The sequence below is a fragment of the Siminovitchia sp. FSL W7-1587 genome, from assembly GCF_037963795.1.
GTDB lineage: Bacteria > Bacillota > Bacilli > Bacillales > Bacillaceae_C > Siminovitchia > Siminovitchia thermophila.
The window spans coordinates 2,596,082-2,621,092 of sequence record NZ_CP150169.1; the positions used below are offsets into that span (position 1 = coordinate 2,596,082).

The window sequence follows — 25,011 nt, forward strand, 5'->3', positions numbered from 1 at the left end:
AATGAGGTGGTCACGTGGCTAAAAACAATCAAATCGTATTAGGCGGCTCGCTATTAACACTCAAGGAAGTGGTTCAGATTGCGCGTTGCCATTACCAAGTGGGGATAAACCGCGACTCCAGAGAAAAAATTCATCACAGCCGACGATATGTTGAAAGTCTTTTGGAGGAAAAAAGGGTAGTATACGGGCTTACAACCGGTTTTGGAAAATTCAGTGACACTTACATCCCAAGCGAGATGGGAAAAGAATTGCAATTAAACCTGATTCGCAGTCATGCATGCGGTCTCGGTGAACCGCTTCCTGACGATGTCGTCAGGGCCGTTATTTTACTGAGAGTCAACGCCCTTTTACATGGACATTCCGGTATTCGCCTGGCGGTCTTGGAAACAATGGTTGAAATGCTTAATAAAGGGGTGACACCTGTCATACCAGAACAGGGTTCGCTCGGAGCAAGCGGGGATCTTGCACCACTGGCGCATTTGGCTTTAGTGTTAATGGGAGAAGGTGAAGCCAAGTATCGGGGTGAACAATTGAGTGGATTGGAAGCGCTTGCCAGAGCGGGAATATCTCCAGTCTCACTTGAAGCAAAAGAAGGATTGGCGTTAATTAATGGAACACAAGTCATGACGGCGATTGCGGCGCTTGCTTGTTGGGATGCGATCCAGCTTGCCAATTGGGCGGATTGTACTGCCGCTTTGACGGCTGATGTTCTTCGCGGAGTCAAGCAAGCATTTGAACCGGAAACTCATGAAATTCGCCCTCATTTAGGGCAACAGGAAGTGGCCAGGAACATGTTAAGATTGACGGCGGGAAGCCAGTTGATCACAAACCAGGGGGAGTTGAGGGTACAGGATGCTTATTCGATTCGGTGCGTTCCTCAAGTCCACGGTGCGTCAAGGGACGCTTTGCAGCATATACATGAAAAACTATTAATTGAAATGAATTCAGTTACAGATAATCCGCTTATTTTCGCGGATAAAGATAAAGTCATATCGGGCGGGAATTTTCATGGGCAGCCGATGGCCCTCATTATGGACTATCTGGCGATCGCGGTGGCGGAATTGGCCAATATCTCCGAGCGCAGAGTGGAAAGGCTTGTGAACCCCCAATTAAATGGAGATTTGCCCGGCTTTTTAACAAAGCGGGGCGGTATGAATTCAGGATTGATGATTGTTCAATATACTGCCGCGTCGATCGTATCAGAAAATAAGTCACTTGCCCATCCGGCAAGTGTCGACTCCATACCGAGTTCGGCCAATCAGGAGGATCATGTCAGTATGGGGACGATTGCCGCAAGAAAAGCGGCAAGCATCGTGAACAACAGCTATCGGGTCATCGCCATTGAACTGTTTTGTGGTGCGCGTGCCGCCGATTATCGAGGTTCTGAAAAACTGGGCAAAGGAACAAATCGGCTATATACGATTTGCCGGAGACATGTTCCTTTTATTGAGGACGATCATGTGATGTATCCTTATTTAAACAAAATAGTAGAACTTATGAAAGAAATGGAAATCACAGAGGAAATCGAACAATTGCTTCAAAAGGACTTGGGCGCTTAAGCGCACGAGCAAGTGATATAAGAAGAATATTCCAAGTTTAATTCAAACCCACGATGCTTTTTCTCGATAAAAGTTTTATGACTTTTTATTTGGTGAAATACGGAAAATACTTGAAATTAAAAAAATGAACTGCCTCCACTGTCAATGGGGGCAGTTCATTTTACGATTGATCTCCTCTTAGGTAAAAGACATTAAAGCGATCCCATGTAGCCTCCATTTGATCAAGACGGGATCTGGCTTCATCCATTCGTTCTTTTCCAACGCTAATAATGAGGGCGTTTATCAAGCTAAGCGGCGCCGTAAAGGAGTCGATGAAGGACGGCATTTGACTTGACGCAGTTAAGGGGATGTCCGCGTGTTGGATGAGCGGGGAGAGCAGGCTGTCCGTAATACAAATCGTTTTTGATCCTTTTTCCCTGGCAAAAGCGAGTGTTTGGATGGTGCTGTTCGTATAGCGCGGAAAGCTGATCCCGATAACGACGTCTTTTTCCCCCAAGTTGTACAATTGTTCCGAAAGGTTTTCTACAGACCTAACGATTTCGGACTTACCCAAAATAATATGCAAATAATATTGAAGAAATATCCCCAGGGCCGCAGCACTTCGATTGGCGGCAATATAAATGTTTTGCGCTTCTTCAAGTATATGAACCGCCTGATGAAATTTTCCAATATCTACTTGTTCAATGGTTGATTTAATATTTTCGATATCGTCGCGAAAAATATTATAAAACCATTGCTCTTGATCATTGTAAACATCTGCTGTCATTTTCAGTCTTTCAGTTGTCGTAAGCTGCTTTTGAATGGAATTTTGCATATGAGTTTGCATCTCCGAATAACCGGAATAACCCAAGAATGAGGCGAATCGAACAACCGTTGCTTCGCTGACATCTGCTTTTTTGGCAAGTGCCGCGACATTCAAAAATGGAACTACTGTCGTGTTCTCCAAAATATAATGGGCAATTTTTTTAAACGCTTTGCTCATTTCCGGCAGCTTGTTTGCCATATGACGGTAAATGTTTTGTGTTTTCATTTGTATCGTTCCCTTCTAAAGTGAAAGGGCAGTGTGGCTTACAGTATACATTAATGGAATACGGGCATTTTTGCAATAAATATTTTATTTTGTTTACATTTTGAAATAAATGATTCCAAATAGGCTTTTTAAGTGTATAATGAAATATATATTTCATAACATATAAAAAGTGAAAAAATAATTTCTTTGATGAGGTGCTATGAATGGCAATCAGTGAAAGAAAAAGTATAGGGTTAAGGCGGTTCATGGAAAAAACCCCCCGGTCCTTGGAGCTTTACAAAAAGACGCTGGATGTGATGCCAGGCGGGGCGACGGCTAATATTAAATTCTTTTCACCGTATCCGATCGCAATGGAAAAAGGCCGGGGCAGTTACTTGTATGATATTGATGGGAACGAATATATTGACTATTTGTTGTCTTACGGGGCGTTGATTTTAGGGCATGGCCATCCGGACATTATCGAAGCTGTGCATGTACAATTGGAAGAATCGGGTACTTATCTGTTTGGAGCACCCCACCGGCTTGAAATGGAAATGGGAGAAAAAGTAAAACAGCTTTATCCGAGCATGGAACGGCTAAGATATACGAATTCGGGGACAGAAGCTACTTTGCTCGCAATCCGTTTAGCATATGCTTATACCGGAAAAAATAAAATCGCCAAATTTGAAGGACATTACCATGGCGGTTATGACCAAGTACTCGTTAGTGTCAATCCTCCTGTACATGAGGCCGGGTCGGAAAGGCACCCACATCCGGTAGCCGAATCAAAAGGAGTCGACCCGTACCATGAAAAGCATACGATCATATTGCCATTTAATGATTTGGATGCGACTTATGACATTTTGAAAAAAAATCAACACGATCTCGCGGCAGTGATCATTGAACCTGTTCAAGGAGGGTTTATCCCAGCTACCCAAAGCTTCATGGACGGATTGAAAAAAATGACAGAAGAGATGGGCATACTTCTTATATTTGATGAAGTGAAAACCTGCTTCAGAATGGGGCTCGGGGGAGCGCAAGCCTACTACCAAATTACCCCTGACTTAACAACGCTCGGAAAAGCGGTTGGCGGTGGATATCCGATCGGGATAACCGGAGGAAGAAGAGATATTATGGAATTAAGCGCACCAACGGCGTCCGCAGATGTGTTTGACGTTAGCAAAAGCCGGCATTCCAGCGCCAAAGATGTATTATTTCACAGCGGCACTTATAACGGGCATCCGGCCATATTGGCCGCGGGATTAGCCACGATCCAAGTGTTGGAAAGGGAAATCTGGCATATTCAAGATATGGCGGCCAAATTGAAAGCGGGTATTGCAAAATTGTTTTCTGAACGAGGCGTTGGGATGCAGGTATTGGGGCTGGGTTCCATCTTTAATATTATTATTACGGAACAAGAGAGCATATCCAACTATCGCGACCTTCAAAAAGCGGACTTTGCCTTGAGAAGAGAGCTTGATTTCTTGCTTTTAGCCGAAGGGATTTATACAAAGCCTTTGAATCGCTATAGCATATCGGCCGCACATGGAGAAAAAGAAATCAGTAGGACATTGGAGGCTTTTGAAGGGGCGTTAGGGAAGCTTTGCTAGCCAGGGCCGAGAAAACGAAAAGAGAGAAGGGATGTGAACTGCCCCCTTTAAGTATTCAGGTTTTATTTTTTTACCTGTCTACTTACAGGGGAGCATATCAATGTGTTTTCCCGTTCTCTCTTTTTAAAGTCCCAGCTCAGGGAGCCATCGGCTAAGGTCGCAAATGAATAAGCAGCCTCCCCGCCACTTACTTGCCCCTGTTGCTTGAGGGCTATCGTATCGTGTCTTATGTGTTTCGCTCAGCTTTACGCTTTGGGTTGCTGCTGGGTAATGCAGTGAATATTGCCTCCGCCAAGAGAGACTTCACGTGTATTCACTGTAACGACCTTTCGATCCGGGTACATCTGTTTAAAAATATTTACCGCCTCTTCATCTTTCGGATCATCAAACGCCGGCAATACCACCCCGCCATTGCATAAATAGCAATTAATGTAAGTTGCAATAAATGTTGTATCGGCTGAGCGGTCATAAGCATCGGCGGCGAAATCAATTTCATTGCTTTCTGCTTTTGTAATGGTAATTTGCCGCGGCAGCGGAATTTTATAGATTTTCAGTTTTCGCCCTTTGGCGTCCACTTCCTCCTCAAGTTGTTTATAGGTTTTTTGAAGTACTTCATATTGCGGGTGTGCAGGATCATCGGTCCAACTGATGGCAACTTCTCCGGGCCGCACATAAAATAGTACTTCATCTACGTGTCCGTCGGTTTCGTCACCAACAAGACCTTCTTTGATCCAAATGATTTTTTCAATATTTAAATACTCTTTGAGTTTTTCCTCGACTTCTTCTTTTGACATACGTGGATTCCGGTTCGGGTTTAAAACGCATTGCTCTGTTGTAATGAGCGTACCTTCCCCGTCTACATGGATGGCGCCGCCTTCTAGTATGAAGTCTTTTGCGTCATAGCGATCAATTTGTTCAATTTCTAATACTTTCCTTTTTACAAGTTGATCTTGATCCCAGGGGAAGTACAGTCCTTCTTCCAAACCTCCCCAGGCATTGAATCCCCAATCCACGCCTCGCACTTCACCTTTGTCATTTTTGACAAAAGTGGGTCCTATATCACGCATCCAAGCATCATTAGATGATATTTCGACGACCCGTATTTGCTCGTCCAAAAGAGCGCGGGCATTTTCGAACTGTTCCGCTCTAACACACACCGTAACCGGTTCGAATTGTGAAATCGCTTTCGCCACCTCTGCAAAAGCTCGTTGTGCTGGCTTGGCTCCAGCTCTCCAAGTATCTGTTCTGACTGGCCAAAGCATCCATGTTCTTTCATGTTCCTCAAACTCGCCAGGCATTCTAAATCCATCTGTTCTGGGTGTACTGTTTATCGTACGTGCCATTACTATCCCCTCCATTTATGTTCACTGATATTATCATGCAACTTTTATGCCACTCGGGAAATTATCACTGTTTTGCTAAGCGCGATCTTGCCTATGCGGTTCCGGCAAGGTCGCTTCTCAGCTTTTTGAATAACCTCTTGCTTCATGGAGTTTTATGTCATGAGGAAAAAGGTTGCTTTTGAGGAGCAGCGTGCAAGGCCGCCTGGGGAGCCATGTTCTTGAAACATCTTACCGCAACGTACCTTCCCAATGGCGCCGTCTGCTCTACGTTATCCGGACAGTTACAATCCATATTTTTTTAACCGTCTTAAGTAGGAGGATTGCGTCAATCCCAAAGACTGAGCCGCCTTTCTCGTGGAAGGATATTTCATTTTCGCTTCTTCAATTAGTCTTTTCTCGATTTTTTCCAAATAATCTGGAAGGCTTTGATTATTTAATTTTCGGATCGAATGGTCCATGAACTCTTCATATAAAATTTTATCCGGCAGGTCGGATACCGTGATCGTGTCACCTTTTGCCGTTACAATTAAACGCTCAATCATATTTTCCAGCTCGCGGATATTTCCGGGCCAGCTATAATTTTGAAGGTATTCAAGCACCCCTTTGTCCAAGGATGATGTTTTCATATATGTATCATTAAATCGTTTTAAGTAATGATAAACCAATGGCGGGATGTCCTCTTTTCGTTCCCGAAGCGCCGGTATTTGGATGGAAATGACATTCAACCGGTAATACAAATCTTCACGGAATCGCTTTTCCTTAACCATTTTTGGCAGGTCCTGGTTGGTGGCTGCGATGATCCGGATATCGACTTTTTTTAGCTCCGTGCCGCCGACGGGGATAAACGATTTATCTTGAACCAATTGAAGTAACTTCGGCTGCAGGGACAAGGGGAGTTCTGCAATTTCATCCAAAAACAATGTCCCGCCATCCGCTTTTTCAACAAGCCCTTTTTTTCCGCTATGGCTTGCTCCGGTAAAAGCCCCTTTTTTATAGCCGAAAAGTTCTGATTCCAAAAGGTTTTCCGGAATGGCTCCACAGTTGATTTGGACAAAATTTTTATCTTTTCGCGTGCTATGTTTATGGATTTCACCGGCAATCAAGCTTTTGCCCACACCGGATTCACCCGTTAATAAAATGGTTGCGTCCACAGTGGCCACCCTATGCACCAAATCCAGCAATTCCTCGTTGCTCTTGCTGTTTCCGATGATGAGTTGGCTCGTTTTGTCCCGATGCTGATTTTTCTTCATCTCCTGAAGCTCTTCCCAATACTTTCGCATTAGGGCTTCCGCTTTTTCCAGCTTTAACGAGTTCTTCACCGTTTCGGTAATATCTTTTACTTGAACGAGAATGTACTCGGCATCGTCTTCTGTAATTTTTACAAGATAACCAGTCGCCAAAAACTGCCGGTCTTTGGAAGTTTGGACTTTTGTCACAGCTTCTTTTTGTTCCAATACGATTTTCGTTACGGAGGGAGTGAAAAAACCGTTGTTTTCCAAGTCATTGACATGTCTGCCTATGATTTTTGAACGGGGCGCGCCCATTTGTCTTGTACTTGTATCATTGCACCATAGTGCCACGCCATTTTTGTCAGCTATAAATATACCATCTTTTAAGTGATTGAATACGCGATGAAAATGTCGATCATTAAAAAAGTACTTTTTCATAAAAGCGCCTCCTGAATTCATCGAAAATTGATTCGCTTACGCATCGTTTTTATTCACTATCGGTGCAAATCTATTATATATGACTGGCTTTCTTAAAAAAAGGATTTATTTTTAAAGGGATTCCTTTTGGCACGCTTTTTGCATTGATAAATGTAAGTGAGGAGGATGCGTATGGAAAAGACATTATTGAAAGTGAACAGAGAGCGTTTGCTTGAAACAATAAAAATAAGCTCTTCCATCGGCTCATCCGCACATGGCGGTTTGCACCGTTTGGCACTGTCGGAAGCTGATAAGAACATGCGCGACATTTTTGTTGACTGGTTAAAAGCGGAAGGTCTTGCAGTAAGAATAGACGATTTTGGAAACATATATGGAAGAAGAAAAGGAAAAAAGGATAACGGTCCATCCGTTGCCATCGGATCCCACTTGGACACACAGCCTTGCGGCGGAAAATATGATGGCATCTTAGGTGTTTTAACCGCCTTGGAAGTGATTCGTGTTCTAAATGAAAACGATATCGAAACGGAATATCCTGTTGAAATTATTAATTTTACGAATGAAGAAGGAGCGCGTTTTGCGCCTCCGATGCTTGGTTCCGGCGGAATTACCGGGAATTTTACAAAAGACTTTATTTACCACATTAAAGACGATGAAGGAATTTCGTTTGAACAGGCTTTAAAAGATATTGGTTATATGGGAGATTCCGAGAATCGGTTAAAAAACATCAAAAATTTTATTGAACTGCATATTGAACAGGGCCCAATTTTACATGAACAAGAAAAAACAATTGGTGTTGTGCAGGGAATACAGGGCAATGACTGGTACACGGTGAAGGTAGCGGGAAAGACGAACCATGCGGGTCCGACTCCGATGGAAAACAGGCAGGACGCACTTGTGGCTGCTTCGAAAATGATTGTAAAGGTGAACGAGATTGCAAATGACATCAAAGGCTTAAAAACAACCGTCGGAAAAATGGATGTGACCCCTAACGTCACGAATGTTATTCCCGGCGAGGTAGTTTTTACGATTGATATTCGCCATGAGGACAACGAATTGAGGTCCCATGCTTTCGAAAGATTAAAAGAGCAACTCAGTGCCATTGCGTTAATAAGTAAAGTGGAGTTAACGATTACAACCGATTGGAATTCAGAGACGACCTTATTTGCGCCGGTTGTCAAAGATGCCGTCAAAGAGGCGGTAACTGAATTAGGTTATTCATCCATGGAACTGTTCAGCGGCCCGGGCCACGATGCGAAATATATGGCAGAAGTGGCGGATACAGGCATGATTTTTGTCCCCAGTGTTGACGGAATCAGCCATAATGAGCAGGAGCTGACATTGGATGATGATATTGAAAAAGGGGCAAATGTCCTTTTATATGTTGTTCAGAAGCTGGCAGGCACTAAGAAATAAAGAAAATTTAAAATAAGGAGAGATTTTACATGAGCCAACAAACTGAAACATTATTTAATGAGTTGTCATCACTTGACAAAAAGCACATTCTTCATCCGTCCACCAATCCAAAGTTGCAGTCAGAAACCGGTCCGAAATTGATTTTTACAAGTGGCGAGGGCATCTACTTAAAAGACATGCGAGGCAAAACATACATTGACGGGGTTTCCATGCTGTGGAACGTGAACCTGGGCCATGGTGTGAAGGAATTGGCCGAAGCATCATATGAACAAATGATAAAAGCCGCCTACACTACCACTTTCTACGGTTATTCGAATGAAGCGTCCGTGCGCTTGGCCGAAAAGATTGCCGAAGTTTCGCCCGGCGACTTAAATACGATTTTCTATACTTCCGGCGGCTCTGAGTCCAATGATACTGCATTTAAATTGTCACGATTTTACTGGGATTTAAAAGGCAAAAAAGACAAGAAAATCATTATTTCTTTGAAAAGAGGCTATCACGGTGTTACGGTTGCGACGCAAAGAGCGACTGGCATCGAGGCTTACCGTGAATTTTCCGGATCAAAGGACCCTAATATTGTAAACGCGAAGCCGCATTTGACTGAATGTGAGCTCGGAGATAAGAGTCATCCTGAATATGAAGGTTCCATCAGAAGCATCATTGAAAAAGAGGGCGCTGATAAAATTGCGGCTGTCATCGTAGAGCCGATTCAAGGTGCCGGAGGAGTCCACGTGCCGCCTGAAGGTTATTTACAAGCTGTTCGCAAGCTTTGTGACGAATTCAATATTCATATGATTGCTGACGAAGTCATCTGCGGATTCGGAAGAACAGGAAAAATGTTCGGTGTGGACCATTGGGACGTCGTTCCTGACTTCATGTCGATCGCAAAAGGGATGACAAGCGGATATGCGCAACTTGGTGGAGTGCTCATGACAGAAGAAATCAGAGACGCATTCAACACATTCGACGGAATGCTCGCGCATGGATTTACGTACAGCGGACATCCTACAGCATGTGCTGTCGGGTTGAAAAACATCGAAATTCTCGAACGGGACGGCCTGATTGAAAACGCAAGAGTCATGGGAGATGAGTTGAAAAAAGGGCTCGACTATTTGGAAGACAAATATGCATTTGTCGGAAACACGAGATCTAGAGGTCTTCTTGCCGGATTCGATTTGATGGAAGATCCAGAAGCGGGAAAACCGTTTGCCGGATCGATCAAAGCTGCCGCGACTGTTGTGGAAGAGTCCTATAAACGTGAACTGTTAATCAGACCATTTGATTTCACGCCTGGCATGAACATCGTGGCGATTGCACCGCCGCTCATCGTACAAAAAGACGAAGTGGAAAAGATCATTGCCATTGTCGATGATGCAATCGGCGCCTTCGCAAAAACGATTTAAGAAGAAAAGCGGAAGCGCTCGACCAGCGACGTACGGACTGGAGAGCCTCAGACGAGATAAAGGAAACACGGCGACGAAGGAGCCGATGTTGACTTATCGTAGGAGGAGGCTCGAAGTCAGCTAGTCGCTGAGCGCTGAAGCTGGACAAAAAGAAAAGCGTAAGCGCTCGACTACCGATGTACTAGAATCATTGCTGGACCAACCAGCCACTTTTTCCAAGTGAGGGGATGAAAATGATGAAAACTGGTGAAACTTTGAAACTTCATCCAAAAGTTAGAGATTTTTTAAAGGAAGAAAAGAAGAAACTATTTATCGATGGCGGCTGGCATGAATCGGCGGATGGCCAAACGTTTGAAACAATTAACCCTGCAACAGGGGAAGTGTTGGCTCACGTCCATGAAGCCCGTGAAAAAGATATTGATAGAGCGGTTGAGGCTGCTGTAAAAGCATTCGAAGAAGGAAGCTGGTCGAAAATCAGCGCATCGGATCGTTCTAAATTGATGCATAAATTGGCTGATTTAATGGAAAGGGATTTTGAAATCCTCGCCCAGTTGGACACATTGGATAATGGTAAACCGATTCAGGAGATGAGAAACGCCGATTTGCCTGGAGCGATTGATCAGCTCAGGTATTTTGCGGGCTGGGCGACGAAAATGACCGGTCAAACGATTCCGGTTTCCAAATCATTTTTTAATTATACCCGCCATGAGCCAGTGGGTGTGGTCGGCCAGATTATTCCGTGGAATTTTCCGATTATGATGGCATTGTGGAAAATTGCTCCGGCGCTTGCGACGGGTTGTACGATCATCTTGAAACCGGCGGAACAGACGCCGCTATCGGCGCTTTATTTGGGCAAACTTATTGAGGAAGCGGAATTTCCAAAGGGCGTTATCAATATCGTTCCTGGATTTGGAAAGTCAGCAGGCGATGCGCTGGTTAAGCATCCAAAGGTGAACAAGATTGCTTTCACTGGCTCTACCGGTGTTGGCAAGGCGATTATGAAAGAGGCCGCGAACACAATGAAGCGTGTAACACTTGAGCTTGGCGGCAAATCGCCGAACATCATCTTGCCTGATGCCGATTTGGATAAAGCGATCCCTGGGGTATTCAGCGGAATTATGGCCAATCAGGGGGAGGTATGCTGTGCCGGTTCAAGAGCATACATTCCTGAGCATATGTACGATGAGGTCATGGCAAGGCTTGCCGATTATGCTAAAAATGTAAAGTTGGGAAATGGTTTGTCAGAAGATACAGAAATGGGTCCGCTTGTTTCTAAAAGGCAGCAAGACATCGTCACTTCTTATATTCAAAAAGGCATTGAAGAAGGGGCCAATCTTTTGGCCGGCGGAGAAACATTCGATAAAGGCTATTTCGTTGCCCCGACTGTTTTTTCTCAAGTTGAAGAGCATATGACAATTGCGCAGGAAGAAATTTTTGGGCCTGTCGTCGCTTGTATGCCATATAAAACAATTGATGAAGTGATTGAACGGGCGAATAACAGCCCTTACGGACTTGGAGCGGGATTGTGGACGGAAAACCTGAAAAATGCCCACGTTGTAGCCGATAAATTAAAGGCAGGGTCGGTTTGGGTCAACTGCTACAATCTTACAAACGCGGCCGTTCCGTTTGGAGGTTATAAGCAGTCTGGTATTGGACGTGAAATGGGCTCTTATGCGCTAGAAAATTATACAGAAGTGAAAAGTGTGTGGATTAACTTAGAATAACGGGATTTGGCCTGGCAACTTTCGCCAGGCAAGACTCCCGTGCCAAAAGCGGGGAATTGCCCACATCGTGAAAACGCATTCGCGTCGTGTCGCCCTTCTCTAGACATAAAACTTGCGAGGTATGAAACTTGTATGGAACAAACCAATCAAATTGAAAGAAAACTAAAGTTAATGCATGTTGTTGCCATAGGACTTGCGTACATGTCACCAATGGCGGTGTTTGATACATTCGGCATCGCTTCCGATATATCCTCCGGCCATGTGCCAGCCGCCTATATCGTTGTATTTGTTGCCATTTTGTTCACGGCGCTCAGTTATGGAAAGCTTGTCAGGCAATTTCCCAGCGCGGGCTCTGTCTATACGTATACGAGAAATGTGATCAATCCTTATTTGGGTGTTATTGTTGGTTGGGTCACATTTATTGCCTATATAGCGCTTCCGATGATTAATGCTTTGCTTGCTGATATTTATTTATCAGCCGGATTTCCGGAAGTTCCAGGTTGGCTTTGGGTTGTTGGCCTGATCGCTATCATCACCTTCTTAAATATTTTCGGTGTAAAAATTGCTGCTTCGGTCAATATGCTTCTTGTTATTTTCCAGGCGTTGGTTGGGGTGATCTTTGCGTACCTTACGATTCGTTCAATCGTGAAAGGGCCGGAGAGTTTTATCCCGATCGGTGACATTTTCCCTTCCGGGGGTGAGGTGCCAGAATTATTTGGGGCGGCAGCATTATTGGCTCTCTCGTTTATCGGGTTTGATGCAATCACAACCTTGTCGGAAGATACAATAAATCCGAAAAAGACCATTCCGAAAGCGATTCTTCTCGTAGCTGGAATTGGCGGCGTTTTCTTTTTCACTGTCACTTATTTTATGCAGTCTCTGTTTCCTGACGTTTCCATTTTTAAGGATATTGAAGGAGCTTCCCCAGAAATTGCCGTGATCATTGGTGGAAATTTATTTTTGTCCTTTTTCTTGTCGGGAGCATTGTTCTCTGTCTTTGCTTCGGGTTTAGCCGCACAGCTTAGTGCATCAAGACTTCTTTATGCGATGGGAAGGGACGGGGTGCTTCCGAAGCGCTTTTTTGGATACTTGCATCCGAAATTTAATTCTCCTGTGGCTAACATTCTGCTTATCGGAGTTTTGTCTACTTCGGCCATTTTCCTTAGCTTAGAAGCGGCTACTTCTCTGATCAATGTCGGGGCGTTTACGGCGTTTTCATTCGTGAACCTTTGTGTGATCATTTCTTTTTTCAAACACAAAGGTCCTCGTTCATTTGGTTTTACTGTAAGTAGTCTTCTTTTTCCACTCATCGGCTTGGCATTTGTTGTTTACCTATGGATCAGTCTTGATATCTTTTCCATTATAGCAGGCCTTATATGGGCGCTGTTGGGAACCATTTACTTAGCGTTTACGACGAATTTCTTTAAAAAGGAGCCTCCTCAGATTGCTTTTGATGAATTGGAAGCCTAGTTCTCTCTCATGACTTGTCTATGATAGCTGGGTGATAATGGGGAAAGCTGAACAGTAGCGGGAAGCAAAAAATGAACAGGTATTCGTGAAGGAACTTTCAATATAAAGGTAGAGTAAAGTTGTATATGAACGGCCCGATGCATAAAACGGTTTTTTGAATGTGGCGCTTTTTATAAATCAAGCCTGAGTCCAAAATAGGGGTTCAGGCTTATTTTCGGTTGCGTCTGCCAAAAATCATGCAAAAAAGAAAAGGTTATGCAATGGTGAATACAACAGCTTCATTTTGCTGATGTAAACGTTGCTAATTAGCGTTCACAAGCTTGGCATAAAAATTGCAATCAAATATGATAGCGCTTTATCCATCAGGAGGTTACTAAATGAAGACATATAATGAAGAAAAATCAACAGTAAAAACACCCACTTTATTTGTTGCGCTTATTCCCATTGCATTCATGATAATAGCCCTGTTTGTCGGGATATTTATTTACGAGGCCGATCCGCATATTCCCCTTTTGCTTAGTGCGGGTGTCGCTTCCATCGTCGCTTTGGGGCTCGGTTATAAGTGGAAGGATATTGAAAATGGCATGCTTGATGCTGTCAGAATGGCTCTTCAAGCTATTGTGATCTTAATGGTTATCGGAGCCATTATCGGGTCATGGATTGCTGGCGGTATTGTTCCCACGATGATTTATTACGGTCTTGATATTTTGGCTCCGGGTTATTTTCTTGTTGCCGCTTGCGCCATTTCCTGTATTGTATCCATTGCATCAGGCAATGCTTGGACTGCCGCCGGGACGATTGGAATCGCCATTATGGGAATCGGCCACGGTCTCGGAATGAATCCGGCAATGGTCGCGGGAGCAGTCATCTCAGGTGTATATTTTGGCGATAAAATTTCCCCGTTATCCGAAACAACGAATTTGGCTCCGGGGATTGTCGGAGCGGAGCTATTTGAACATATTAGGCATATGCTTTATACGACTGTACCGGCTCTTGTCATTTCACTCATTATTTATGCGGTTATGGGCTTGAAATTTGCCGGAAAGGGTTCCAAGATTTCCGAGGTTGGTCTTCTTCAATCCCAACTCGCGGACATATTCACGATTTCCCCGTGGTTATTGCTCGGACCGGTATTCATTATTTTTATGATGATCATGAAAATCCCTGCTTTGCCTGGATTGACGATAGGCGCGCTGATCGGAACATTTTGTGCCATAGTTGTCCAAAAGGTGCCTGTAGGCGATGCCATCGGCATTTTGTATTACGGCTATTCTATTGAAACGAATATCAAAGTAGTAGACACTCTTCTCAATAACGGCGGTATTGAATCTGTTTTGTATACGGTTTCACTTATCATTATTGCGATGTGTTTCGGAGGTGTCCTTGAAAAAACAAAGATATTCGAAACAATTGTTCATAGTTTACTAAAATTGGCGAAGAAAACGGGAAGTTTAATTGCGACAACTGTCGCAACATGTATTTCCGCCAATATTGTCGGATGTGATCAATACTTGTCAATCATCGTGCCGGGGCGCATGTATGCAGCAGAATATGAGAAAAGGGGATTGAAATCCAAAAATTTATCGAGGACACTTGAAGATGCGGGAACAATGACTTCTCCGCTCGTTCCTTGGAATACGTGTGGCGCTTTTATGGCAACGACATTAGGAGTCGCGACATTGAGTTATTTGCCATTTGCGATTTTATGTTTGCTTAGTCCGCTTATTGCCATCCTATATGGAATGATCGGATTCAAAATTGAATATAAAGATGAGGTTGCAGCAAAGAAAGCTCTTAAAAGTAAAGCAAATGCCGCAGGCTAAAAACGATCATGCCGGAAAGAAGCGACTTTTTCGGCATGTTGGCACAAGAAGAAATGAAAGCGATTACGAAAAGTCGGCTAGATAAACGTATAATAGAAAAAGCGATAGGAGAGACGGAAATGGAAGAGATGATTGTAAGTCCCTGCGAAGGCATGTTAAAAAAGATTCAGATTCACCAAGAAGATGACTTGCAGCGGTGTTCAACCATTTTTCAAATCAAAAAAACAGATGGCAGTATATATGAACTAATCAAGTCCTATCGGGGAAAGTTATTGTCGGTTGAGGTGAAGGAAGGAGATGAAATCCTGAAAGGAATGGTGCTCGCGTATGTGGAAGAGCTTGCCATTGATATGTAAATGGCCCGTTGGTTAAATTTTCAAATAACATTAAAAGGGGGCAGGTTTTGGATGAGAAAAAAGCTTGGCATGTTAATGATTGTGGCTATACTTGCGTTGTTTATTGCCACTGGATGCGGGGGAGGAAGTACGGGGGGAAAAGAAGAGAATGTCGTCAATGTTTTAAATTGGTCCGAATATTTGCCTGAAAACCTCATTCAGCAATTTGAAGAAGAAACAGGGATTAAAGTGAACTACAGCACGATTTCTTCCAATGAAGAGCTGTTAGCGAAATTAAATGTCGGAAATGCCACCTATGATTTGGCAGTGCCATCCACGTATTTTATTGAAGTATTAATCAATGAAGGAAAACTGGAGAAGATAAATAAGGAAAATATTCCAAATTTAAAAAACATTGATGAAAAGTTTTTGGGGTGGGATTTTGACCCAAATGACGATTACTCGGTTCCGTATATGTGGGGAACGGAAGTGATTGCCTATAACGAAGATTTGGTAGATATTGAGATTGATGAATATAAAGACTTGTTTGATCCGTCGTTAAAAGACAGCCTTGTCGTATTGGATGACCCGCGTACGATGCTTGGCGCCATGCTTGAAATGCTTGGATATTCCACAAATAGCACCAGTGAAGAGGAAATCATGAAAGCCGGGGAGGAATTAAGAAAATTAATGCCAAATATAAAGGCATTTGACAGTGACAGCCCGAAAAACTTGCTCGTCAGTGGCGAAGTAAAAGCGGGTATCGTGTATGGAGCAGAAGCGGCTTTGGCCATGAGGGAAAACCCGAGCATTAAAGCCGTTATTCCCAAAGATTTCTTAAGCTTATGGCAAGACAACTTTGTTATTCCCAAAGATGCCCCCAATAAAGAAAATGCGGAAAAATTCATTGACTTCATACTTCGTCCGGAAATAAGCAAAGAAATCACGATGGACTACCCGTACCATAACCCGAACAAAGCTGCCTTGGAATTATTGCCGGAAGATGTCCGAAAAGAGTTGGAGTTATCCGATGAAGACTATGAAAGGGGCCTCCACGCAGTAGATGTGGGGCAAGCCATTCAATACTATGACAGGGCATGGTCGGAAGTAAAACAATAAAATGAAATGATCGATTCATACTGTTGAAGGAGTGGAACCATGAGTGATCTATCATTATGGCATGCGACAGCAAACAAACATCCAAAAAGACCTTCACTGGAAGGAGAGAAAACATGTGATGTTGTCATTATCGGCGGCGGCTTTACCGGGCTTTCCGTCGCATATCATTTACAGCAAAGAAATGTAAAAACGATCGTATTGGAAGCTCAGTCTGTTGGCTGGGGCGCAAGTGGAAGAAATGGCGGGGAAGTACTAATCGGTTATGTGGAGCCGATGAGCGCGCTTGCCAAAAAGTATGGCAGAGAGACTGCCAAACAGATGTTTCAAATGTCGATGGATTGCGTGGATGTAATTGCAAATATTATAGAAAAAGAAAATATCCAATGTGATTTTTTCAGAAACGGCAATATGTTGACAGCTTACAAGCCGTCCCATTTGGATTCGCTAAAAAAAGAACAGGAATTTTTGTATGATGAATATCATTTTGAAACAAAAGTGATCGAAAAGGAAGACATGCATACGGAAATGGAGTCAACCTATTACCATGGCGCACACATCGACGATAAAAGCGCGATTTTCCACCCGTTAAATTACTGTCTTGGATTGGCGGACGCTGTGGAAAAATATGGCGGAACCATTTATGAAAACTCCGAGGCTATGAAAATAGAACATCCGTCAAAAGACGAGGTGGTCGTCAAAACGCGCAATGGCTCTGTCAAAGCGAAGCACATTGGTATTTTTGTCAATGCCTATACGACAGACCTGCATAAGCTGATCAAAAGGGCCATTGTACCCGTAGAAAGTATCGTACTGGCAACAGAAAGGCTGCCGGAAGAGCTGTGCAAGCGGCTGATTGTCAATAATCGGGCGGCCTGTGATACGAAAAATTTGCTGTATTATTATCGCTTATCGGCTGATCACCGGATGGTCTTTGGCGGTTCCGGCCGCACAACGAGCAAACGTGATGCGAAACGCCTGTTTATTCATTTGCAAAAAGGAATGACAGAGGTATTTCCCGCATTAAAAGACGCGAAAGTGGAGTATACATGGAGCGGAAAAGTAGGATTTACGATTGAAAAAATACCTTACATCGGGCAACTCGATGACGGTACTCATTTTGCTTTCGGGTATGCCGGACACGGAGCGGCCATGTCCACCTTACTCGGGAAAATAGTTGCTGCAAATATTGTAAATGAAGGAGATAAAAACAACCCTTTGGACCGTTCAAACTTAAAGCCGATTCCTTTTCACAGCCATAATGCAAAAGGTCTCGGCATTATGAAATATTACTTTAAAATAAAGGATTACATTTCATAATTGTGTGAGAAAGGAAGACTGTCATGATCAAACAATTGGATTTAGAAGGAACACCAAGAGAAATAGGGGAAAAACATGGGCGTGAAGGGAAAGAACAAATCCAAATCAGCTTGGGCACTTATGAAAAATTGTTTTACGGATACCATCGTATCGGTTGGAAAGAAGCGAGAGAGCGGGCGCTTGTCCATCTAAAAGCGATTGAAGATTACGATCCCGGCTTCCTCGAAGAAATGGAGGGGGTGGCGGCGGGCGCCGGAGTGGATTTTGAAGATATACTGGCGTTGAATGCTCGCAGTGAAATCGCGCTTACCGGCAGAAAGGATCAGATTTTTTCTGATGGCTGCACGTCCATTGCCGTGACTCCGCCCGCTTCAGATGAGACGATTATTGGACAAAACTGGGATTGGAAAGGGAGTCAAAAGGCGAGCCTGTTGCTGCTTCGCATAAAACAAAAAGGAAAACCTGATATAACAATGGTAACCGAAGGCGGCATCATTGGAAAAATAGGATGGAATTCAGCGGGGCTTGCTGTTTGCCTCAATGCATTGATCACTGATAAAAAATCGGATGAAGTACCGATTCACCTTGGGTTGCGAGCTGTACTCAACTCTTTCTCTTATCACGAAGCGATTGCCAAGGTGAAGGACGGTCAAATGGCTTCTGCAGCCAACTTTTTGCTTGCCATTCAAGAAAACGGACGTGGTTCGATGGCGGCCAATATCGAGGTGTCAACGTTTGGAATAGACATGATGGGGGCCCCTGACGGAGCCATTGTTCATTCAAACCATATTTGCTCGCCCTCCTTGTTGCGTAACTTGAAGGATTTGAATGAATTTAAATACACCGACTCTGTTATCCGGAAAAACCGTGCTGAGCAACTGATTCGCACCGCCCTTGCGAAAGGAAGGGCAATTGATGAGGAGAGCTTTAAAGAATGGCTTTCCGATCAATTTAATTATCCGAATTCTATTAATCATTTTCCTAACGAAAATGCGCCCGAGCATAGGCGTACCGAAACCGTATTTTCAATCATCATGAATTTATCGAAACGGAGAACATGGCTGTGCATCGGCAATCCGACACCGGAAAAGTACGAGGAACTATAAATGACTCTTGATGATCCAATAGTGGATACGTGCCATTCGTTAGAATGCAATTTTTGCAGGCCTGAATCCATCAACACCAAATTTGATCAGAAGGGAAAAGAGATATCAATTAGTAAAATCCGGTACCCAATCTATTTGGAACTTGGTACTGCTGAGACTGGGACAGAACCCTATAAAAATGAATAAACCGCATGGAATCAAGTTTAAAAACCTTGATTTCACGGGTTTTATTCTCACGACTTTTACGAATTTTAATCAGCTTTCAACTTATGTCCCAGCCCCATCTTGTAAATAAAATCATGAAAAATAAGAAAGGAAGCGGGAAGCACCATGAGTGAGACGGACACTTCTATAAAACATAAACAAATCGTCATAAGAAATATTCGTCAAAAAGACATTCCGGAGGTCGTAAAAGTAGCCAACCTCAGCTTTGGCATTCCCGATGTCGCTTTTGAACCGGAACACTATGAAAGTCACATCCGAATATTCCCGGAAGGGCAGTTTTGTGTCGAATATGGTGGGAAGATTGTGGGCGCGTGTTCAAGCGTTATTGTCAATTTTGCCGAGTATGGCGAGGAACATACTTTTGATGATATTTCAGATGATGGATATATCCGTAATCACAACCCGAAAGGCGGCCATTTATACGGGTTGGATGTTGTCGTTCATCCCGATTACCGGAAGCTGAAAATTGGACGCCGCTTGTATGAAGCGCGTCGTCAGTTGTGCCGCCGTCTCAATTTGAAAGGCATCATAATTGGCGGCAGAATGCCCAATTATCATCAATATGCTCATGAATTGACGCCGGAACAATATGTGCATGAAGTCATTAAGAAAAAAATCTACGATCCTGTCATTACATTCCAAACAATGAATGGATTTACGTTTAAAAAAGTCTTGCCCAACTATTTAACAGGTGATGAAGCATCTCTTAAAAATGCCACATTAATGGAATGGATCAATGAAGACTACGTTCCATCCTCTGACAAAGACTACCGACATTCTTTACCTGTCCGCATCACGACCGTTCAACACGACATGAAGAAAATCAGTTCTTTTTCTGATTTTGCCACACAATGTGAACATTACGTCCGCAACAGTTCTAAATTCCGCTCGGATTTTATTGTATTTCCGGAAGCGGTTACCATGCAATTGGCCTCTTTTTTGGAGGAAAGATTTCCAAGCGGCCAAGCGCAAAAAGCGGCTTCTTACACAAATGAATTCATAAGTCTATTTTCCGATTTAGCCTTAACATATAGCATCAACATTATTGCCGGCTCTCACTATGTCCAAGAAAACAACGAACTGTATAGTGTTGCTTTCCTTTTTAATAGAGACGGAACGATGGATAAGCAGTATAAACTGCATATTCCCTCAGAAGAAGAAAAGTGGTTTGGGATACAGCCGGGGACCGAATTGAAAGTATTGGATACCGAATGCGGTAAAATAGCCATCTTGATCGGTTACGATATTCTGTTTCCCGAGTTAGCCCGTCTGGCAGTAGATAAAGGTGCCCAGATTATTTTTACCCCGTTTACTGCCGAAAACGAGCAGGACTTTTTAAGAATACACTATTGCGCCCGTGCCAGAGCTGTTGAAAATCAGGTGTTTGTGGTGACATCAGGTTCTGTTGGACATTTAAGCCATGTCACGCTGACAGATTCCCGTTACGGAAATTCGGAAATCTTTTCTCCCATTGATTTTTCCTTTCCGGGGGATGGAGTCATCGCAAAAGGCCGCTCGAATGTGGAAGCACTTGTAACCGGTGAAGTGGACCTTGAAGCGCTGCGAAGAATTCGGCTAGCCGGTTCAGTAACGCCTTTGAAAGACAAGAGACAATATGGGTTCTCGAAAGTGAATGCGCTCACGCCTCATGATGAGTCAGAACGGCCAGGCGAGTGACTGGCCGCAGCTTCATCTATAAAACCTGAAAGTAGGTGACGTTATTGACTTTTATAGGAACGATCATTTTGATTTTGTTTATCGTTTTAATAGCTTATTTGGTTATAACAATAAAGAAAGAAATATAAGCCAGAGTTTAAGATGCAATATGGTAGATATTAAAGTTATTTTAGAGAGGGGTTGTCTAAAAAATCCAATTTAAAGTAAATGCATTAAAATGTAAAACCCAAGAATGTTGATTTTACGGCAATCTTGGCTTTGGTTTTTTTGTTTTCAAGCGGCAATATTACTTTTCGGACAGCCCCTCTCTTTAAATGGTAACTGGATGCCGTTATAAGGGCATCGCTCAGGAAGGATAAGCGGTTTACAAAAGGTAACATCTCAAGGATATATCAATTCACATAGCGTAAAATGATATTTACATACAATTTTATAAAAGTATTTTCGTTTTTTGGAATAACTGAAAGATTTCAGGTGCACTGAAACAGATTCAAGGATAGCATAACGACGGTATTTTGAGAACATTGTCTTCTGAAAAGCTTTTTTGCGAAATAAGAAACTGAATCGTACTGCTCACTTTTTCATAGAAATGTCGGGTACTCGAAAGGAGTTTATTTAGGAATAAAGCGGGTCCCATTATTCACGGGGATCGGCTTTTACAGGAAAACATGTAACAGATGTCCTGCCTCATACCCATACAGTACATTCCCCCTGCACATCCAACGGATATGATTCTGTTGAGAACGAAATGGGAGAAGAGACAGAAAATGAAGGGTTGAAAAAAAGTCCATAGATGTGGTAGAGTTTAAAATGGAAATTTTCATAACCGCAAGTTTGTATAACCTCAATAATCTGGTTTGAGGGTCTCTACCAGGAACCATAACCTCCTGACTACAAAAAGCAATCTTATTTTGTGGGCAGGGGTTTTTTATGTTTTAAAAGGGTTCACTTAAGATTGATTCAACAAACGTTTAAAAGAGTTTTATAAATGTGGTGTGCAAAGTGTAGGGAGGGGCCTTAATGAATTTGAAAGTTTTTATACTTGCTGCGGCTACGATTGGAGTAGGTCTGGTCGAATTAATTGTCGGCGGCATTTTACCTGTTATGGCAGACGATCTGCAAGTCAATCTTGGTACCGCGGGACAGCTTATTAGTGTGTTTGCGCTTATTTATGCCGTTTCCGGTCCTGTTTTATTATCATTGACGGCAAAAATTGAGCGGAAACGATTGTACCTTATCGCATTGTTTATATTTTTCCTCGGAAATGTCATGACTTATTTCAGTCCTAATTTTTTGCTCGTTATGGTTGCGAGAGTTATAACAGCTATGAGTACCGCCTTAGTTGTTGTCCTTTCGTTAACGATTACGGCGAAGATTGTCGAGCCGGCGCATAGAGCAAGAGCATTAGGTTTTATTTATATGGGAATTAGCTCATCGCTTGTTTTAGGTGTGCCTATAGGTATTATCATTACCGATCACTTTGGATGGCGGACTATATTTTTAGGCATCGCTTTTCTTTCCCTTATGTCCATTGTTTTCATCTCTTTATTTTTAGAGCGAATTCCTACTGAAAGAGTACAGCCGCTATCCGTACAAATAAAGTCGCTAGGAAACATAAAAATTGCGAGCGCCCACTTGGCAACGATGTTTATGCTGGCTGGGCATTATACACTTTATGCTTATTTCACCCCATTTTTGGAAACTGCATTCCATTTGAATCAAAATTGGATAAGTATTTGTTATTTGCTATTTGGTCTTTCGGCCATATGCGGCGGCGCATTGGGTGGAGCATTGGCTGATCGAATCGGATCTCAGAAAAGTATTTTACTAGTCATTAGTTCTTTTGCCATTGTGTTATTCTTACTGCCATACTCCACTTTTTCTTTTCCTTTATTCTTGGTGGCGATGATGCTTTGGGGCGCATTAAGTTGGAGTCTTGCTCCTCCACAACAGAACTACATCATTCAAATTGATCCTGATGCTTCCGATATTCATCAAAGCATTAACAACTCCGCTTTGCAAATTGGAATATCATTGGGGTCGGCAATTGGCGGAGTCGTGTTGGAGCGTACAAGTTCGCTAATAAGTACAGCGCATGTTGGGGCTGGTGTCGTTGTGATCGCTTTAATATGCGGCATTTTTTCTCTTGCTAGGTCTTCCGGTATCGATCATGCAGAAATGTAACATATCATCTTGATGAATGATGCTATCATAACGACAATGTCTTTCTGAACGAAAAACAAGTACTGTTAGGTAAAAGATTCACCGTTTTCCATGGTTTGGTAATAGAAAATACTTCACCATGGATGTGTCATCATATATCGTAGCCATGTCCCCGAGCATATTGTTGGTGAGTATCTTTCTTTACATGGACGCTGGTGTTATCTGTCAGGTGCTTAACCATACGATTGGGCATGTACGCTGACCTGGCAAACAGATATAACGAACCGGAACTGTTTCTCTGGAAAATATGCTCTTCGTTGTGATTTGTATCTTCAACAGGAAAAAACGAATGCCGTCAACGAGCATGCGTCTGCCCGCTGATCCGGCATCTTATTTATTTAAACGAAGCTGGGCGAATACTGCAATGGTTAAGGTAATGAGCAGCATAAGCGTAGAGAGTGCATTGATTTCCGGAGAGACGCCAAACTTAACCATGGAGAAAATTTTCAGCGGCAAAGTTGTGCTGCTTGGTCCTGCCACGAAGAAGCTAATAATGACATCATCGATCGATAGTGTAAAGGAAAGCAGGGCGCCGGCCAAAATGCCCGGACCGATTATAGGCAGTGTCACTTTCGTGAAGGTTTGCCATTCATTCGCTCCCAAGTCTCTCGCCGCTTCCTCCAATGAGCGGTCAAACCCTTCCAATCTTGCCCGTACAATGACGACGACAAAAGGAATGCAAAATGTGATATGGGCAATCACAAGCGTCATGATCCCAAGGGGGATATTGGCAAGCGCGAAAAACGCGAGTAGTGAAATACCCATGACGATTTCCGGAATAACGATCGGCAAATAAAGCATTCCGTCCAAGGCGGTTTTGCCTTTGAAGTGATAACGATACATTCCAACCGCTGCCACTGTACCTACCATTGTGGCAACAATAGTAGATACGGCCGCTACGGTTAAGCTGTTTTTGGCAGCCGCCAGCACATCGCTATTTTGCATCAGTTTGCCATACCACTCAAAAGTAAAGCCTGTCCAAACCGCATTCAATCTGGACTTGTTAAAAGAAAAAATAATTAAGACGAGGATTGGCACATATAAAAAGCCATAAATGAACGTTGCATATAAAATAGATGGCAAGCTTTTAAATCGGAAACCCACCTATATCACCTCAATCCCTTTTTTGTTGCCGCCGACTCTTAAGTAGATCAGGATGAAGATTAATGTCAGCACCATCAAAATCATGGAAGCCGCCGATCCGAACGGCCAATCTCTAGCTGTCAGGAATTGGTTTTTAATCAAATTTCCAATTAATAACGATTTGGATCCGCCCATCAGGTCAGGAATAAAGAACAAACCAAGTGTCGGGATGAATGTAAGCAGGCAGCCGGCAACGATCCCGGGCATTGTCAGCTGCAAGGTAATTTTTGTAAAAGCCCGCCAAGGCTTGGCGCCTAAATCACTCGCGGCTTCCAAGTACGATTTATCTAGCTGTTCAATGGAAGCATATAGCGGCAAAACCATAAATGGGAACAATGTGTAGGTTAAACCAACCATTACCGCACCATGGTTATAGAGCATCGCAAGCGGTTCGGAAATGATTCCGATTTTCAACAATATCATATTGATGACACCTTCCGTCCGCAAAAGGACGATCCATGCGTACGTTCTGACTAGAGAATTCGTCCAAAATGGCACGATCACAAGCATTAACAGAAGATTCCGGTATTTTTTGGGCGATCTTGCGATAATGTAAGCAAAAGGATACCCGAAAACAAGACAGATAAGTGTTGTAAATCCGGCAATTAAGATAGAGTCCCACAAAATTTTCAAATAGAGCGGATCGAAAAAACGCGTGTAATTTTCAAGTGTAAATGTGTATTCTATACCGCCGTATAGGCCTCTGGTTGCAAAGCTGATGAACAAAATAAATAGAAGCGGAAATATAAAAAACAATACGAGCCAAAACGTGACTGGGGAGAGGGTCCATGCCATCCCCAATAATGTTCCGGGCCTCCGTTTTTTCTTCTGCCGGACGGGAGGAC

The 25,011-nt window shown here is 43.1% G+C and carries 18 protein-coding genes and 1 riboswitch; of the genes, 13 read left to right on the forward strand and 5 right to left on the reverse strand.

All coding sequences use genetic code 11. The features are described from left to right. Positions 1-14: 14 nt before the first annotated feature. Complete coding sequence (gene hutH / locus NST31_RS12225) at positions 15-1,559, forward strand: histidine ammonia-lyase (protein WP_205179498.1); 1,545 nt, start codon at positions 15-17, stop codon at positions 1,557-1,559. Between the two features lie 160 nt (positions 1,560-1,719). On the opposite strand, the gene NST31_RS12230 is transcribed toward hutH, so the two are convergent. Beyond that, on the reverse strand, positions 1,720-2,589 hold the full coding sequence (locus NST31_RS12230) for a MurR/RpiR family transcriptional regulator (RefSeq protein ID WP_077109473.1): 870 nt from the start codon (positions 2,587-2,589) through the stop codon (positions 1,720-1,722). Positions 2,590-2,792: 203 nt separating this feature from the next. Between NST31_RS12230 and NST31_RS12235 the strand changes: the two genes are divergently transcribed. Then, positions 2,793-4,178: an aspartate aminotransferase family protein gene (locus NST31_RS12235; RefSeq protein ID WP_077109474.1), complete on the forward strand. Its 1,386-nt coding sequence runs from the start codon at positions 2,793-2,795 to the stop codon at positions 4,176-4,178. 245 nt (positions 4,179-4,423) lie between these two features. Here NST31_RS12235 and aguA read toward each other — a convergent pair whose 3' ends face one another. Next, positions 4,424-5,521: an agmatine deiminase gene (aguA, locus tag NST31_RS12240; RefSeq protein WP_077109475.1), complete on the reverse strand. Its 1,098-nt coding sequence runs from the start codon at positions 5,519-5,521 to the stop codon at positions 4,424-4,426. A gap of 281 nt (positions 5,522-5,802) precedes the next feature. Then, positions 5,803-7,188 carry a sigma 54-interacting transcriptional regulator gene (locus NST31_RS12245; RefSeq protein WP_205179502.1) on the reverse strand — a complete coding sequence of 462 codons (1,386 nt, stop codon included), beginning with the start codon at positions 7,186-7,188 and terminating at the stop codon, positions 5,803-5,805. Positions 7,189-7,359: 171 nt separating this feature from the next. Between NST31_RS12245 and NST31_RS12250 the strand changes: the two genes are divergently transcribed. The 11 genes from NST31_RS12250 (at position 7,360) to NST31_RS12300 (ending at position 22,984) form a co-directional block, all read left to right on the forward strand. After that, complete coding sequence (locus NST31_RS12250) at positions 7,360-8,601, forward strand: Zn-dependent hydrolase (RefSeq protein ID WP_077109477.1); 1,242 nt, start codon at positions 7,360-7,362, stop codon at positions 8,599-8,601. Positions 8,602-8,630: 29 nt separating this feature from the next. Then, on the forward strand, positions 8,631-10,004 hold the full coding sequence (locus NST31_RS12255; RefSeq protein WP_077109478.1) for an aspartate aminotransferase family protein: 1,374 nt from the start codon (positions 8,631-8,633) through the stop codon (positions 10,002-10,004). A 233-nt stretch (positions 10,005-10,237) separates the two neighbouring features. Further along, positions 10,238-11,728: an aldehyde dehydrogenase family protein gene (locus tag NST31_RS12260; RefSeq protein WP_213089051.1), complete on the forward strand. Its 1,491-nt coding sequence runs from the start codon at positions 10,238-10,240 to the stop codon at positions 11,726-11,728. A gap of 132 nt (positions 11,729-11,860) precedes the next feature. Continuing rightward, positions 11,861-13,198: an APC family permease gene (locus NST31_RS12265; protein WP_205179503.1), complete on the forward strand. Its 1,338-nt coding sequence runs from the start codon at positions 11,861-11,863 to the stop codon at positions 13,196-13,198. A 377-nt stretch (positions 13,199-13,575) separates the two neighbouring features. Next, on the forward strand, positions 13,576-15,021 hold the full coding sequence (gene nhaC / locus NST31_RS12270; RefSeq protein ID WP_339160864.1) for a Na+/H+ antiporter NhaC: 1,446 nt from the start codon (positions 13,576-13,578) through the stop codon (positions 15,019-15,021). An 8-nt stretch (positions 15,022-15,029) separates the two neighbouring features. Further along, entirely contained in the window at positions 15,030-15,377 is a 348-nt protein-coding gene (locus NST31_RS12275; RefSeq protein WP_205179506.1) for a hypothetical protein, read from the forward strand. Positions 15,378-15,428: 51 nt separating this feature from the next. Further along, positions 15,429-16,475 carry a spermidine/putrescine ABC transporter substrate-binding protein gene (locus NST31_RS12280; RefSeq protein ID WP_205179508.1) on the forward strand — a complete coding sequence of 349 codons (1,047 nt, stop codon included), beginning with the start codon at positions 15,429-15,431 and terminating at the stop codon, positions 16,473-16,475. 39 nt (positions 16,476-16,514) lie between these two features. Next, on the forward strand, positions 16,515-17,792 hold the full coding sequence (locus NST31_RS12285; protein ID WP_205179510.1) for an FAD-binding oxidoreductase: 1,278 nt from the start codon (positions 16,515-16,517) through the stop codon (positions 17,790-17,792). Between the two features lie 23 nt (positions 17,793-17,815). Further along, entirely contained in the window at positions 17,816-18,898 is a 1,083-nt protein-coding gene (locus NST31_RS12290) for a C45 family peptidase (RefSeq protein ID WP_205179512.1), read from the forward strand. Positions 18,899-19,228: 330 nt separating this feature from the next. Further along, entirely contained in the window at positions 19,229-20,800 is a 1,572-nt protein-coding gene (locus NST31_RS12295) for a bifunctional GNAT family N-acetyltransferase/carbon-nitrogen hydrolase family protein (protein WP_339160871.1), read from the forward strand. A gap of 814 nt (positions 20,801-21,614) precedes the next feature. Then, positions 21,615-21,714: riboswitch (purine riboswitch) on the forward strand. Positions 21,715-21,820: 106 nt separating this feature from the next. Further along, positions 21,821-22,984, forward strand: a complete 1,164-nt coding sequence (locus NST31_RS12300) for an MFS transporter (protein WP_339160873.1) — start codon at positions 21,821-21,823, stop codon at positions 22,982-22,984. Between the two features lie 369 nt (positions 22,985-23,353). Here the strand turns inward: NST31_RS12300 and potC are convergent, their stop codons facing one another. Both potC and NST31_RS12310 read right to left on the reverse strand, forming a co-directional pair. Beyond that, a complete protein-coding gene (potC, locus tag NST31_RS12305) occupies positions 23,354-24,106 on the reverse strand; it encodes a spermidine/putrescine ABC transporter permease PotC (protein WP_339165539.1) in 753 nt (250 codons plus the stop codon). Positions 24,107-24,127: 21 nt separating this feature from the next. Beyond that, positions 24,128-24,961, reverse strand: a complete 834-nt coding sequence (locus NST31_RS12310) for an ABC transporter permease (protein ID WP_339165541.1) — start codon at positions 24,959-24,961, stop codon at positions 24,128-24,130. Between the last annotated feature and the right edge of the window lie 50 nt (positions 24,962-25,011).

Excerpts from the sequence above, each read along its gene's own strand:
- NST31_RS12285 (WP_205179510.1), top strand. The coding sequence starts at position 16,515 with ATGAGTGATCTATCATTATGGCATGCGACAGCAAACAAACATCCAAAA.
- NST31_RS12260 (WP_213089051.1), top strand. The coding sequence starts at position 10,238 with ATGATGAAAACTGGTGAAACTTTGAAACTTCATCCAAAAGTTAGAGAT.
- nhaC (WP_339160864.1), top strand. The coding sequence starts at position 13,576 with ATGAAGACATATAATGAAGAAAAATCAACAGTAAAAACACCCACTTTA.
- NST31_RS12255 (WP_077109478.1), top strand. The coding sequence starts at position 8,631 with ATGAGCCAACAAACTGAAACATTATTTAATGAGTTGTCATCACTTGAC.
- aguA (WP_077109475.1), bottom strand. The coding sequence starts at position 5,521 with ATGGCACGTACGATAAACAGTACACCCAGAACAGATGGATTTAGAATG.
- NST31_RS12230 (WP_077109473.1), bottom strand. The coding sequence starts at position 2,589 with ATGAAAACACAAAACATTTACCGTCATATGGCAAACAAGCTGCCGGAA.
- NST31_RS12290 (WP_205179512.1), top strand. The coding sequence starts at position 17,816 with ATGATCAAACAATTGGATTTAGAAGGAACACCAAGAGAAATAGGGGAA.
- NST31_RS12295 (WP_339160871.1), top strand. The coding sequence starts at position 19,229 with ATGAGTGAGACGGACACTTCTATAAAACATAAACAAATCGTCATAAGA.
- NST31_RS12275 (WP_205179506.1), top strand. The coding sequence starts at position 15,030 with ATGCCGGAAAGAAGCGACTTTTTCGGCATGTTGGCACAAGAAGAAATG.
- NST31_RS12280 (WP_205179508.1), top strand. The coding sequence starts at position 15,429 with ATGAGAAAAAAGCTTGGCATGTTAATGATTGTGGCTATACTTGCGTTG.
- NST31_RS12245 (WP_205179502.1), bottom strand. The coding sequence starts at position 7,188 with ATGAAAAAGTACTTTTTTAATGATCGACATTTTCATCGCGTATTCAAT.
- NST31_RS12265 (WP_205179503.1), top strand. The coding sequence starts at position 11,861 with ATGGAACAAACCAATCAAATTGAAAGAAAACTAAAGTTAATGCATGTT.
- NST31_RS12310 (WP_339165541.1), bottom strand. The coding sequence starts at position 24,961 with ATGGCATGGACCCTCTCCCCAGTCACGTTTTGGCTCGTATTGTTTTTT.
- NST31_RS12235 (WP_077109474.1), top strand. The coding sequence starts at position 2,793 with ATGGCAATCAGTGAAAGAAAAAGTATAGGGTTAAGGCGGTTCATGGAA.
- NST31_RS12300 (WP_339160873.1), top strand. The coding sequence starts at position 21,821 with ATGAATTTGAAAGTTTTTATACTTGCTGCGGCTACGATTGGAGTAGGT.
- NST31_RS12250 (WP_077109477.1), top strand. The coding sequence starts at position 7,360 with ATGGAAAAGACATTATTGAAAGTGAACAGAGAGCGTTTGCTTGAAACA.